The sequence below is a fragment of the Nonomuraea sp. NPDC048916 genome, assembly GCF_040649575.1.
Lineage (GTDB): Bacteria > Actinomycetota > Actinomycetes > Streptosporangiales > Streptosporangiaceae > Nonomuraea.
Window position 1 is genome coordinate 96,760 of record NZ_JBEZFS010000019.1, and the last position, 14,301, is coordinate 111,060.

Genomic DNA, 14,301 nt, shown 5'->3' on the forward strand with positions numbered 1-14,301 from the left:
TGTCGACTTCTCGCCACGATCGCCGAGATGCGTTGTCCTCCCTCCTCGATGCTATGAATCTTGGTGCCGTGCATCGACATGTCCCGTCGGCGAACCGCCTCGTCCGGGGTCGGCTCGGTCCCGGTCTCGACTCCGCCCGGCACATGGAGGACCCGCTCGCCGGGCCGCGTGCTCCCGGGGGGCGGCGCCGTGACTGACATGCTTCACCTGCGTTTCGCGGATCTCGCGCGCTCCGCACCCGGCGCCCCGGCTGTCCAGGAGGGGCGGCGCATGTTCAGTCGGGGGGAGATCGACGCGTGGGCGGATCGCATCGCGGAGCGGCTTCGTGCGAGCGGCGTCGGCGCCGGAATGCCGGTCGCCGTGTACCTGGAGCGCTCGGCGGTTGTCGCAGCCTGTGCGCTCGGGGTGTGGAAGGCCGGGGCCGCTCTCCTCGCCGTGGACCCGCAGACACCGCGTGCGCGGCTGCGCGACATGTTCGAGGAGACACCTCCCGCGGCCCTCCTCACCCAGGCCGGGCTGCGCCCGCGCGCCGCCTTCTACACCGGGTCGGTGCTTCACCCCGATCGTCTGGCGGCCGGTGACGGCCCCAGGGCGGCCGCGGGGGACCGCCCCGGCCCAGGAGGCGGCGAGGTGCGACCGGACGATCTGGCGTACGTCATCTACACCTCCGGCACGACTGGGCGGCCGAAGGGCGTCGGGGTCAGCCACCGCTCACTGTTGTCGATCCTGGACGCCTGGACGGAGGTCTACCGGTTCGGCACCGAGTCGAACGTCGTCCTCCAGGTCGCCGGCCTCGGCTTCGACGTCGCGATCGGCGACCTGGTGCGTGGCCTGCTCACCGGGGCCCGGCTCGTGGTCTGCCCCCGCGAGGTCCTGCTCAGCCCAGCGGCCCTGTACGCCCTCATGCGCGACAGCGGCGTCGACTTCGCCAACCTGACCCCTTCCCTGCTACGTCCCCTGGTCGCCCATCTGCGGGAGACGGGCGGGCGGCTCGACTTCATGAGCTGCCTGGTGTCGGGTGGTGAGAGCCTGACCGCCGCCGACTACGCGGCCGTCCGCGAGGTGACAGGGCGGAGAGTCCGCGTCTTCAACATCTATGGCCTCACCGAGGCGACGATCGACAGCACCTACTACGAGGTCCCGGATCCTCCACCGGCGACGGGAGGGGTGCCCATCGGCCGGGCCTTCGCGGGCACCGACCTGCACGTGCTCGACGAGAAGATGCGCCCCGCCGACGAGGGCGAGCTTTACGTCGGCGGCCGGCACCTCGCCCGCGGTTACCTCGCCGACGCCGCCATGACCGCCGCCAGATTCGTCGCCGGTCCCGGCGGCGCCCGCCTCTACCGCACGGGCGACCGCGTGGCCCGGCTGCCGTCCGGCGACCTTCTGCACCTGGGGAGAACCGACGACCAGGTGAAGATCCACGGGGTCCGGATCCAGCCCGCGGAGATCGAGGCCGTCCTGATGTCCCATCCGCGGGTGCGCGCGGCCGCTGTCGTGCCACGCGCCGCCGCGGGCGCGACGGAACTGTTCGCGTACCTGGTGACCGGCGGCGAGGTCGACGCCTGGGAGGCCGAGGCCGAGATCCGCCGGTTCGCGGCCGCCCGGCTCGCGCCCGCCGCAGTGCCCGCGGCGCTCGTCTTCGTGCCGGAGCTCCCGGTGACCCCGGGCGGGAAACTGGACAGCCGACGGCTGCCGGAGCCGGAGGCCGGGGCGAGGCGCGTCCCCGGCCGGTCGCCGGCCGAGGCGGCGGTCGCCCGGATCTGGTCCGATCTCCTCGGGGTCGAGGTCACGCGGACCGACCTGGACTTCTTCGAGCTGGGCGGCGACTCGCTGCTCGCGGCGCGGATGGCGGCCCGGCTGATGGAGGAGACAGGCGCGCACGTGCCGCCGGGGGCCGTCCTGCGCCATCCCACCGTGGGCGAGCTGGCCCGGTTGGTCTCCGGGGCGGGCGTCCTGCCGCCGATCCCGGCCGACCCCGGCCGCACGGAGGGACCTCTGTCGCCCGGCCAGCACCGGCTGTGGGCGCTGCACCAGGTCGGCGGCGGGCTCGCGGCGTACAACATCCCCACGGTCGTCCGGATCTCCGGGCCGCTCGACCGAGACGTGCTCCGGGCGTCGCTCGACCTGCTCGTGGCACGCCACCCCGCCCTGCGGACGGCGTTCGCGGCGACGCCGGACGGTCCCGTCCAGCGGGTCGTTCCGGCTCCCGCGATCGAGTTCTTCGAAGACGGGGGCTGGGACGGCCTGGAGGAGTTCGTCCGGCGGCCCTTCGACCTCGCCGATCCGCCGCTCCTTCGGGCCGCGCTGACCAGGACCGGCTCCGGCGAGCACCTTCTCGTGCTCGTCCTGCACCATCTCGTCTCCGACGGCTGGACCATGCGCATCCTGCTCGACGACCTCGGAGTGATCTACTCGGCCCTGGCCGCGGGCGAGCGGCCCGGGCCGCCCGGAACCGCCCCGACCTATCTGGACTTCGCCGCGTGGTACGCCCGGCGGCTGCGCGACGGTGAACTCGAGGGCCAGCTCGACCACTGGCGCGAGCGGCTGCGCGACGTCCCGCCCCCTCCCGCGCTGCCCGAGCCGCTCCGGTCGTCGAAAGGCGTGGGCACCCGCCGGCTGCTGCTGGGCGGCGAGGTGGCGGAGGTGGTGCGGTGGCTGGCCGCCGAGCATCGGACCACCGTCTTCACCGTGCTGCTGGGCGCCTTCGCCGCGCTGCTGTCCCGCTGGTCGGGCCAGCGAGATCTGATCGTGGGCGCGCCCTTCGGAGACCGTTTCGTGCCCGGCACCGAGAACCTGGCGGGTTTCTTCGTCAACACCGTTCCGCTCAGGTTCCGGCTGCCGCCCGGAACGAGCTTCGCCGACCTGCTGCGCCAGACCCGCTCCCTCGTCGCCGACGCTGCCGCGAACCAGGAGATCCCCTTCGACGTGGTGCAGCGCGCGGTGGGCGAGGTCCCGCTGACCGTATGGTTCAACCACCTCGGCCCGCCGGATCCCGCGCCCGCGTTCGCGGGGCTCCGGACGGAGATCCTCGACGCCCCGCCCGCCGGCGCGATCTTCGACCTCAACGTCTACGTCACCGATCGTCCGGACGGCCTGAGCGTCGAGCTGGTCTTCAACGAGAAGCGCTGCGATCGCGACCAGATGGCCGCCCTGCTCGTGCAGTACCGCCGGCTGCTGCTGCGCGCGGCGGCCGACCCCGACCTGCCGTTCGAGGAGCACGCGCTGACCGTACGGCGGGAGCGGCCGGTCGCGGAGCCGAAGGAGCACGCGCCGATCACCGCGATCGCGGCGGCGCGGGCGCGTGGGCGGCGGGACGCCGTGGCCGTCGAATCAGAGGCCGGCGAGGTGACGTACGCACAGCTCGGAGCGTGGGCCGGCGCTGTCGCCCGCGACTTGCGCGAGGCCGGTCTGGGCCCGGGCGACGTGGTCGCCGTGCGCGCTGAGCGCTGCGCCGCCCTGCCCGCGACCCTCCTCGGCGTCCTGGCGGCCGGCGCGGCCTTCTGCCTGCTCGATCCGGCATATCCCGAGCGGCGGCTGGCCGCACAGGCGGAGCGGGCAGGCGCGGTCGCGACCGTGTGGGCCAGGGCGGAGGACGGGCCGCGGGTGGGTCCCCCGCTCCGTGGGACGCCCGCGGAACCACTCGCGTATGTCGCGTTCACCTCCGGGACCACGGGGGAGCCCGCCCCGGTCTTCGGCGGCCAGACGCCCGTCGCCCACTTCCTGAAGTGGTACGCCGACCGGTTCGCGCTGTCCCCCTCCGACAGGTTCGCGCTGCTGTCCGGCGTCGCCCATGACCCTGTGCTACGGGACGTGTTCGCCCCTCTGTACGCCGGAGGCGTTCTGTGCGTCCCGCCGTCTGGAGCGCTCCGCGCCCCGAGGGAACTGGCGCGCTGGCTACGTGCCAAGGCCGTCACCGTGGCCCATGTGACGCCTCCGCTGATCAGGATGCTGGCGGCGGCGGACCAGGCCCCGCTGACCGCGCTGCGCCTCCTGGTTTCGGGCGGCGACGCGCTGCTCGGCGCGGACGTGGATCTCGCGCGCAGGCTGGCGCCCAACGCCTCCCTAGTCAATTTCTACGGGTCCACCGAGACGCCGCAGGCCATGAGCTGGCAGGAGATCTCGTCGTCCGAGACCTTCACCGGGCGGGTTCCGGTCGGGTGCGGGATCGAAGGCGTCGAGCTGGTCGTCGTCGGAGCCGGGGGCCGGCCCGCCGCGCCGGGGGAGCTGGGCCGCGTCACCGTGCGGACGCCGTACCTGACGCACGGCAGGGGCCGGGTCTACGACACCGGCGACCTCGGGCGGCACCTGCCCGGCGGGCGCGTGCGCGTGTACGGCAGGGCCGACGACCAGGTGAAGATCTCCGGATTCCGGGTGGAGCCCGGCGAGGTGGATGTCTTCGCGACGCGCCTGCCGTACGTGCGCGAGTGCGTCACGGTCGCCCGCCCGGGTCCCGGCGGGCCCCGGCTCGTCATCTACGTGGCGGGCGCGGACGGCTCCCGCCCGACTCTCGACCGCCTCCGGGCCGACCTGCGTGCCGACCTGCCCGCGCACGCGCTGCCTTCGGCCCTGGTGCTGATGGAGGAGCTGCCGATGACCCCGAACGGCAAGGTCGACCGCGCCGCCCTTCCGCTCCCCTCGACACCCCGGCGAGGCCCGGCGACCGTCGCGGACGCCGGCAACGCGGAGAACGTGATCGCCGGGATATGGGCGGAGGTGCTCCTCTCGGATCGGGTGGGGCTCGACGAGAACTTCTTCGACCTCGGCGGCTCCTCGGTCCGGATGCTGGCGGTCCAGGCCGCGCTCAAGGACTGCTGGGGCGTCGAAATCCCACTGCTGACCCTCTACGAATACCCGAGCGTCCGGGCACTGGCCCGGCATCTGCGCGGCAGCCGGTCGACCGCGATGACCACCAGGCGGGAGACCGGCCGTGGCGAGCACCAAGCCGAACGGGCGCGTCGTCTGGCGGCCCGCCGCTTATCACCTTCAGGAGGCGAGACATGAGCGCCGACTTGCGCGACGACCACATCGCGATCATCGGCCTGGCGGGACGGTTCCCTGGCGCCCGCGACGTGCGAGAGTACTGGCGGAACCTGGCCGAGGGCGTCGAATCCATCACGTTTCTCTCGGACGAGGAGCTGCGGGAGCGAGGGGTGCCCGACTGGCAGCTGGGCGAGGACGCGTACGTCAAGGCAGCCCCGATGATCGAGGACATGGAGGGGTTCGACGCCCGGTTCTTCGGGTTCACCCCTCTCGAGGCTCAGATCCGGGATCCGCAGGGCCGCCTTTTCCTCGAGACGTGCCACTCGGCGCTGGAGGACGCGGGCTGCGTGCTGTCGCGTTACGACGGAGTCGTGGGAGTGTACGGCGGGGGCGCCAACGACTTCTACGGCGAGGACTATGTCAAGCGGAACCGCGCGGTCCGGCGGGCCGCGGGCGGCATGAGCATCGCGGTCAGCAACCATCCCGACTACCTCGCGACGGCGGTCGCGTACCGGCTGGGCCTCCAGGGACCGGCCGTGAACGTGCAGACCGCCTGCTCCACCTCCCTGGTGGCCGTGCATCTGGCGTGCCAGGCCCTGCGGTTGGGCGAATGCGACATGGCGCTGGCCGGCGGCGTCGAGGTCGAACTGCCGTACGGCGAGGGCTACTGGTGGCTCGAAGGCGGGATCATGTCCCGCGACGGCCACTGCCGGGCCTTCGATGCGAAGGCCAGCGGCACGATCTTCAGCACAGGGGTGGGGGTCGTCACCCTCAAGCGCCTGGCCGACGCCCGCGCGGATGGGGACCACATCTACGCCGTCATCCGGGGCTCGGCCGTGAACAACGACGGCTCGGCGCGGGCCGGCTTTACCGCCCCCGGGATCGAGGGCCAGACGAAGCTGGTGCTGGAGGCGCTGGCCGCCGCCGAGATCCACCCCGAGTCGGTCACCTACGTCGAGGCGCACGGGACGGGCACGCTGGTGGGCGACCCCATCGAGGTGACCGCCCTCTCCCGGGCCTTCCGGCTCGCCGGGGCCGAGGGCGAGCAGTACTGCGGCATCGGCTCGGTGAAGCCCAACGTGGGCCATCTCGGCCCGGCGGCCGGCGTGGCCGGGCTCATCAAGGTCTGCCTGGCGCTGGAGCACGAGCAGCTGCCCCCGAGCATCAACGTGAACGAGGTCAACCCGGCCATCGAGCTGGAGGACAGCCCGTTCTTCATCAACACGGGCCTGCGCGAATGGCCGCGCTGGGCGAACCCGCGTCGCGCGGGCGTCAGCTCGTTCGGGATCGGCGGCACCAACGCCCATCTCATCGTCGAGGAGCCGCCCGCGCCGGAACCGGAGGCGGCGGAGCCCGCGGACAGCTGGCAGCTCATCCCCGTGTCCGCCAAGACACCCGCGGCGGCCGAGCAGGCGGCCCGGCGCCTGGCGGTGCATCTGCGCGACAACCCCGGGCTCCCGCTGCCCGCCGTCGCCAGGACGATGCAGACGGGCCGCGCGGAGCACCCGCACCGCAGAGCCGTGGTCGCCCGGGAGCCGGGAGAGGCCGCGGCCCTGCTCGGCATGGCCAAGGGGCCGCAGGTCGTCGTCTCCTCGTCCGCGGCCGTGCCGCGCACGGTGGCCCTGATGTTCCCCGGACAGGGGGCGCAGCACCCGAGCATGGGACGCGACCTCTACGAGCGGCAGCCGGCGTTCCGCGCCGCGGTCAATCACTGCGCGGAGCACCTGCGGGGCCGACTCGGCCTTGACCTGCGGGGTCTGTTCTACCCCGAGCCGGGGCAGGAGGAGGACGCGGCCCGGCAGCTCGCCGAGACCCGCCTGACGCAGCCCGCGCTATTCACCGTCGAGTACGCCATGGCGCGGCTCCTGGAGTCGTGGGAAATCTGGCCCGCCGCGATGATCGGGCACAGCGTCGGCGAGTACGTCGCGGCCCACGTCGCCGGTGTGTTCTCGCTGGAGGGCGCGCTCGACCTGGTGGCCACGCGGGGCGAGCTGATGCAGTCCATGCCGCGCGGCGCCATGCTCGCCGTACCGATGCAGGAGAGCCTGCTGGCAGCCATGGTCTATGGAGAGGTGGAGATCGCGGCGGCGAACGCCACGCACGTGACCGTGGTTGCCGGTCCCGAGGAGGCGATCGCCGACTTCGATGAGACCCTCCGCCGCCAGGGCATCGAAGGCCGCAGGCTCCACACGTCGCACGCATTCCACTCAGCCCTCATGGAGCCCGCGCTGGCGCCGTTCCAGGAGGCTGTGGCGAAGACGGCCCCAAAGCCGCCGACCATACCATTCGTCTCGAACGTCACGGGCACCTGGATCACCGACGAGCAGGCCATGGACCCGGCCTACTGGGCCCAGCACCTGCGCCGGCCGGTCAGGTTCGCCGACGGCCTGGCCGCCGTCGGCGCCGACCAGGCCGTCGTCCTGGTGGAGGCCGGTCCGGGGGAGAGCCTGACCACGCTGGCCAAGCAGTGTCTGGCCGGCCAGGGCACGCCCATCGTGCCGACCATGCGTCACCCCCTCCGGGAGGCCGACGACGAAATGACGTTCCTGGCCGCGGCGGGCCGGCTGTGGGCGACCGGGGTGGACCTGGACTGGGCCGCCGGGCGGGGACGCCGCCGCAAGACGCCGCTGCCCGAGTACCCGTACGAGCGGCAGCGCTTCTGGGTGGACCCCGACCCGGAGATCCAAGCCGCCGAGGCCAACGCGGACGAACCCGACCTGCTTCCGGTCGAGCGGGCGGTCTTCAGGACGACGTGGCGTGAGAGCCCGCTGCCCCTGGACGTTCCGGCCGCTGATCTCGGGGCGCGCTGGCTGATCTTCAGCCCGGGGCGGGGGCCCGTGGAGGCACTCGGCAGGCGGCTCGCGGCGGACGGCGCCGAGGTGACCATGGTGATCCCCGGCACGGACTTCGCCGAGATCGACGCGATGCGCGTCGCTCTCCTCCCGGGAAGCCGGGGCGATTACCAGCGGCTCTTCGACAGGTTCGCCGCCGGAGCCACCCCAACCCACATCGTGCACGGCTGGACGGCGGTCGAGCCCGTCTGCGACGTGCTCGACGAAGCCCACGTGGGTGCGGTTGCCGACACCGGGTTCTACTCGCTCATGTTCCTCGCCCAGGAGGTCGACCGCCGCTCCCCCGGGCATCCGATCGCCATCACCGTGGTGAGCGCCGGCGTTCAGGAGATCGCCGGCGACGAGCCGATCGAACCGGCCAAGGCCCTCCTGCTCGGACCGGTTCAGCTCATCAACCGGGAGATCTCCGGAGTCACCTGCCGCAGCGTGGACATCCAGGTGCCCTGCACGCTGGGCGACGAGGCCGTGGCAGGCCAGTTGCTGGGGGAGATCCACACTCCGGGCGACGACGTGCAGATCGGCTGGCGGGGCAGGAAGCGCTGGACCTGGTCGTACGACAGGCTGCCTATGCCCGGCCCGGGCGGGGTGCCCGCGCTCCTGAAGCCGGGCGGGACGTACCTGATCACCGGCGGGCTCGGCGGAATCGGTCTCACCGTGGCGCTGGACCTCGCCCGGGCGGTGCGGGCACGGCTCGTCCTCGCCAGCCGGTCCGGGTTCCCCGAGCGCGAGCGCTGGGACGCCCTGCTCGCCGACGAGACCGCCGATGAGCACCTGCGCTCGCGGATCCGGCGGCTCCTGGAGATCGAGGCCGCGGGCGGCGAGATCATGGTCGCAAGCTGCGACATCGGAGACGAGGCGCAGCTCAGGGAGCTGGCGGCCGCCGCCGAGGAGCGCTTCGGCGGGATCGACGGGGTGTTCCACTCCGCGGGCGTGACGGCGGGCGGAATGCTCGCCGTGCGCACGCGCGAGGAGGCCGAGGAGGTGCTCCGGCCCAAGGTCGCGGGCACCCTCGCTCTGCACCGCGTGCTCGGGGATAGCGGCGCGTTCCTCGTGCTCTTCTCCTCGATCGCGGCGGTGGTCGGCACGTTCGGCCTCGTCGACTACTGCGCCGCCAACTGCTTCCTCGACGCCTTCGCCCGCCGTCTCAGCACCCGCGGCGCGCCCGTGCTGTCGATTGGCTGGGGGATGTGGAATGAGGTCGGGATGGCGTCGGAGGCAGAGGAGTCCGCGCCGCATCTCTTCCGGGAACTGCAGAGCGGCATCCGCTACGAGGACGTCGACGCGCCGCTGCTCGACCGGCGCGTCCGCGACCGCACCAGCGACGCGATCTTCTCGGCGCTGCTGGAGCCCGACGGGCACTGGGCGCTGACCGAACATCGGATCGGCGGAGCGGCCGTGTTGCCCGGCACGTACTGCCTCGAGCTGATCCACGAGGCGGCCGGCCTAGCGGCGGGCTCGACCGGCGACGAGGTGGAGATCAGCGACGTCATCTTCCTCGGCCCCGCCGTCGTCACCGGCCCGAGGGAGCTGCGTGTCGTCCTCAGGGAGGAGGGCGACGAGTACGACGCGACCATCATCACCGCGCCCGTCGTACGCGGGTACGCGGACTGGACCGAGCACGTCAAGGCGCGGGTCAGGGTGCGGGAGGCGACGCCCGCGCCCGGTCACGACCTCGACGCCATCAAGGCCGCCTGCACCGAGCTGGAGTACGACGACTCCAAGCTCGACAGCAGCGCGATCGTCAGGTTCGGGGCGCACTGGAACAACGTCGGACTGGTCCGGGTCGGCGAGGGAGAGGAGATCGCGCGGCTGGAGCTGCGCCCGGAGTTCCACTCCGAGTGCGACAGGTTCGCCCTGCATCCGTCACTGTTCGACGACGCCGTCTCCAACAGCCAGCATCTGCCCATCCTGCGGTCCCGGGGCGATCAGTACCTGCCCTTCTCGTACCAGCGGATCATCGTCCGGCGTCCGCTGCCGCCGCGGTTCTTCTCGCACGTACGGCACTTGGACGCGGGCGACGGCGAGATAGTCAGCTCCGACATTACCCTGATCGACGACGAGGGCCGTGAACTCGTGCGGGTCGAGGGCTACTCCCTCCGCCGGATCGACCACGAGGCGATCATCGCGTCGGTCCGGGGCGACGAGACGCGGCCGACGGTGTCGGTCGATCCCGAGGACCGGGGCGCGGTCTCCGACTGGGGCATCACGCCGGAGTACGGGGCGGACGTGCTGCGCCGGCTGCTGGACACCTCGCTCGCCGGCCACGTAGTGGTCTGTCCCGAGGGCCTGGCGCGGAACCTGCGCCGTACGGCCGATCTCAACAGTGACGTGATCGAGCAGGAGCTGGCGAACGCGCAGCTCACCGCCGCGGGCACCATGGAACGCTTCCTCGACACCCCCTACGTCGAGCCTGCGACGGGGGCGGAGGCCGTGCTCGCGTCCCTGTGGGCCCAGTCCCTGGGCGTGAGTGAGGTCGGGGCCGAGGACGACTTCTTCGAGCTCGGCGGGAACTCGCTGGTCGCTGTGCAGCTCGGAGCCAGGATGCGCGAACGCTTCGATGTCGACCTGCCCGTCGGCTCCCTCTTCGAGCGGCCGACGGTCCGCCGGCTGGCCGCAGCGATCGAGGAGTCCCTGCTGGAGAAGGTGGAGGCCATGTCCGAGCGCGAGGCCGCGGAGGTGCTCGCCCTGCTGAACAGGTAAGCCAACAAGGGTGCGGCCCGGTCGCTGCGGTGACCGGGCCGCACCCCTTTGCGCGCGCGTCGATACCCCGAATCCGTGTACGGCGGGCCTGCCCAGGCCAAGGAGTCGTCAGGCGAGAGGGTCGGTGAACACCAGTCGCAGCTCGCTGGTGCAGGGGCGTCCGTCGTCGCCCGGCAACCAGGCGTGGTGCGGATCGGGATGCATCTCCGTCACGGCGACGACCCCCCCGCTCCTCCGCACTCCGGCCAGGAACACGCCGACCAGCAGCGGACTGTCGAAGTCCAGGTAGACCGGCTTTTGCCGGAGACCGGCCCGCCAGAACACGAAGCGGGGCATCCCGAGGTCCCGCGCCCAGCGCCGTACGCGGACGTAGGCGGCGGCCTCGTCGGCCTCGTCCCAGCCGGGGATCTCGACAGCGGGCACTCGCCACGCCTCGCGGGCGATCACGAGCCTGTCGACCGTGACCCTGGGGGTATGCGGCTGTGGCGCGAGCGGGCGGAAGAGGTCGCCGAGCTGCTCCTGGGCGATCTCCCCGAAGACGTCGAGGACGCCGAGGCGCGCCCCGCCGGGGACGGGGACGACGATCTTCGACGGGTCGTCCGGATTGCGCTGGGCGATCAGGTCCGCCAGCTCCAGGCGCCGCCCCGCAGGTGCGGCCCGCTGCCCGTTGCCCGGGGCGAAGGACATGTACCAGTAGCGGTCGGAGTACAGCTCGGGGGTGGGGTAGTCCCGCCCGGTGAACTCTCCGGACCGGGGATAGAGGGGGACGACGCGTGGATGCCGGGCCGGCCCGGTCTCCGCGAGGCGGCGCAGGCGGGCCGGGTCGGGGTGGAACTCGGCGAAGGTGGCGGAGTCCACGGTGACCATGGCGGGGTGCATCTCGCCGAGCACGAGCTCGAAGCGGCCGGCGCGAGCCTCGGCGGCGCCGCGTGCGGCGATCATGACGTCCGGGCTGTGGTAGGCCGCGCCGTACCAGCCGGGGAAGGGTGCGGCGAAGTGCTCGTGGATCGAAGGGGCCAGGTCGGCGACGGTCCTCGTCACGCGCCGCGTGCCCGGCTCGTACGCCAGCACCTCATGCCAGACGCGCTGGAACTCCTCGGCCGCCGCCGCGTACCAGGATCGGTCGCCGCGCAGGTCGAGGAACCGCCGGACGAGCAGCCCGAGCGGCAACGGCCGCCCCGTCTCGGCGATCTCGCCGTACAGGCGCTCCAGGAGTGCTTCCAGGCAGGTCCCGAACCTCCAGGTCAGCCAACGGGCACTGGTGAGCACCAGGGACATGGGCGGTACGAGCGCATCCCGCAGACCCGCGCCCAGACTGAGCCGCAGATCCCGCTCGCACTCCTCGTAGACGGCGCGCCTGCCCGTCGGGCGCTGGTCCTTCGCGCGGATCGGGGCCGCGCCGATGAGTGCGGCCAGGTCCGCGTCGAGGGCGGCGAGCGCCCTCTCCAGCGCCTCGGGTTTCTCGGCGGCCGACTCGACGGCGCTGAGGTGTGATTCGAGCCGGTCTAGGGCCGCGACGGCGTGCGGCGCCGCCCGTGTGAGCCCGTCGCGCAACGCGCGCTCCGGCCAGGCGTCCTGGGGTACATCGGGCCGCCAGGAGATCAGCCCCGCGGCCTGGAGCTCGCCGAGCGCGGCGAGCACCTCGTGCTCGCCGCGGACGCCCGGCGTGCCACGCCAGCGCAGATCGGCGGCGACGTCCCGGGGGGTCCTCGTTCCGTCGACCGCCGCCAGCACTGCGGCCTGTACGGCGGTGAGGCGGCGGGCGGCGCCGTCGGGCCCTATCACCAGGGTTCCCGTGACGGCCACGCCGGGCAGGCGCGCCGCGGGGAACCTGCGGCGCAGCGCGGGATCCTCGGCGAGCGCCGCCGCCACCGCGTCGATCGCCCAGTCCTCGAAGTGCACCGATCGGCGGGCGACCAGGCCGGGACCCGGCGAGGCCTCAAGGTAGGGGACCTCGTCGTCGAAGACGGCCCAGGAGTACGGGCCGAAGAAACCGATCGTCTCGTTGCGGGCGTGATAGCGCTGGGCGTATCTGGCGAGGGTCGCCTCCTTGCGCCGCCTGTCCTGGTTGCGCCGGTACCGATCCTCGTGGCGCCGCAGCCAGCCGGCGACGCCGTCGATCGCGGCGGGGTTCTGCCAGAGCAGGGCCGTGCGGAAACGTTCCTCCTCCGCCATGCGCAGGAGTCGCACGCCAGTGCGTCTTATGCCCTCGTGCCAGCTCTCCCGCAGGCGCCTGGAGTCCGGGCCGTCCGTGAGCGCCGTCTCGGCGGTCACGGGGTCGGCGAGGTCGAGGAGCGCCGAGACAGGAAAGCCCGTGCCGCGGACGACGACGTCGGGCCAGGGCCGCCATGAGTCCATTCAGTCGAGCCCGGCCCGGAGCGTGGCGCTCCAGCGGTCGCGGCTTGTGTATGCGCTGCCGAGGGGTGAGATCACCAGATGCGTTGCGCCCGCGGCCACGTACTCGTCGAACCGGGCTCGGACCCGCTCGGGCGTGCCCCGCACGGACAGCGCCTGGAACATCGCGTCGTCCGCGCGGCCCATCTTGACCTGGGCGTCGAAGCCGCTCGCGGAGAAGAGGCGCCGGTAGGTCGGCACGCGCAGGTACTCGGAGAGGTAACCGGTGAACGACTCGCGGTCCTCCTCCGGGTCGTCGGTCACAGCGGCGCTGACCACGGCGGCCACATCGAAACCCCGCCCGTCCGGATACCTGCCGTCGGCGCGCCTGGCGAAGCCCCGGCGCAGCGCGGGGACGACCTGGTCGCGGACGTACTCGGCGGTGCACATCCACAACACCACGCCGTCGGCGAGCTCGGCGGCGAGCTCGAGCATGCGCGGCCCGAAAGCCCCCACGTAGATGGGCATGCCGGGACGCCGGGACGCGGTGGGCGGGTGCATGGCGTGCCCGCTGAACCAGGTGCCGTCGTGGTCGACCGCGCCGTTCCTGATGAGGCCGGCCGCGATCTGCAGATATTCGCGCATGCCCTCCGTCGGATGCGGCGCCTTCCCGGCTCCTACCATCCACTCGCCGACGCCCCGGTGCCCGAGGCCGAGCCCGAGGGCGAACCGGCCGCCCGAGAGGTCGTCGAGCGTCATGGCCGCCTGGGCCATGAGGACGGGCGGCCGGGAGTAGAGCGGCAGGATGGCGTTCCCGAGCATGGACCGCTCCGTCCTGACGGCCATGCCGGCGATGATGATGGAGCTGTCGGGCTGGTTCGGCATCTGGATCAGCCACTGGGAAGAGGCCCCCAGCTCGTCGCCCATGACGGCGCGGTGCAGGGTCTCCCGCAGCGGAAGGTACTGGGGCGCGTGGACGATTCCCACTCGGTGGCTCATTCGCCGTCCATTCTCAGCCGCAGGCTGCGCGGCCGCATGTCCGTCCAGACCTCGTCGATACGAGCGAGGCAGTCGTCCTTGGCGCCTTCCGTGCCCTCCGCCCGCCAGCCACTCGGCATCGGCCGGTTCGCCGGCCAGATGGAGTACTGGTCCTCATCGTTGAGCACCACCCGGTACACGCAGGTGTCATCGTCCTCGAACACGCCCCAATCCTGACCCGGATATCCCCTCCGCCGCCCGGCTCCAGGGCCGGCGTGGCGACTAGTCGCCAGCTATCCGGACGGATCTTCCATCCGCCGCCCGCGGCTCCCAGACTGCTGCCGGACGCAGCACAGGCGGGCATTCGGTCCGGGGAAAGGACTCATGACGACTGACGCAGGCGACGGCTCCCTCTCTCCCGTCAAGCGAGCCCTCTTGGAGAAACTTCGGGCGG

At 72.6% G+C, this 14,301-nt stretch carries 5 protein-coding genes; 2 read left to right on the plus strand and 3 right to left on the minus strand.

What is annotated here, in order from left to right:
* Window positions 1–198 precede the first annotated feature (198 nt).
* Window positions 199–5,004 carry an amino acid adenylation domain-containing protein gene (locus tag AB0C16_RS21965; protein WP_357685766.1) on the plus strand — a complete coding sequence of 1,602 codons (4,806 nt, stop codon included), beginning with the start codon at window positions 199–201 and terminating at the stop codon, window positions 5,002–5,004.
* Window positions 5,001–10,535 (plus strand): SDR family NAD(P)-dependent oxidoreductase, encoded by a 5,535-nt coding sequence (locus AB0C16_RS21970; protein WP_357685655.1) that lies wholly within the window; start codon window positions 5,001–5,003, stop codon window positions 10,533–10,535. Before AB0C16_RS21965 ends, AB0C16_RS21970 begins: the two co-directional genes overlap by 4 nt.
* A gap of 108 nt (window positions 10,536–10,643) precedes the next feature.
* On the opposite strand, the gene AB0C16_RS21975 is transcribed toward AB0C16_RS21970, so the two are convergent.
* From AB0C16_RS21975 to AB0C16_RS21985, 3 genes are read right to left on the minus strand one after another with little or no spacing between them, the layout of a single operon-like run.
* Window positions 10,644–12,893: a lantibiotic dehydratase gene (locus AB0C16_RS21975; protein WP_357685658.1), complete on the minus strand. Its 2,250-nt coding sequence runs from the start codon at window positions 12,891–12,893 to the stop codon at window positions 10,644–10,646.
* Window positions 12,894–13,856 (minus strand): LLM class flavin-dependent oxidoreductase, encoded by a 963-nt coding sequence (locus AB0C16_RS21980; protein WP_357685660.1) that lies wholly within the window; start codon window positions 13,854–13,856, stop codon window positions 12,894–12,896.
* Between the two features lie 8 nt (window positions 13,857–13,864).
* The gene (locus tag AB0C16_RS21985; RefSeq protein ID WP_357685662.1) at window positions 13,865–14,071 is read right to left on the minus strand and encodes an MbtH family NRPS accessory protein; all 207 of its coding nucleotides are present in this window, start codon (window positions 14,069–14,071) and stop codon (window positions 13,865–13,867) included.
* Window positions 14,072–14,301: the final 230 nt, after the last annotated feature.

Excerpts from the sequence above, each read along its gene's own strand:
- AB0C16_RS21965 (WP_357685766.1), top strand. The coding sequence starts at position 199 with ATGCTTCACCTGCGTTTCGCGGATCTCGCGCGCTCCGCACCCGGCGCC.
- AB0C16_RS21970 (WP_357685655.1), top strand. The coding sequence starts at position 5,001 with ATGAGCGCCGACTTGCGCGACGACCACATCGCGATCATCGGCCTGGCG.
- AB0C16_RS21975 (WP_357685658.1), bottom strand. The coding sequence starts at position 12,893 with ATGGACTCATGGCGGCCCTGGCCCGACGTCGTCGTCCGCGGCACGGGC.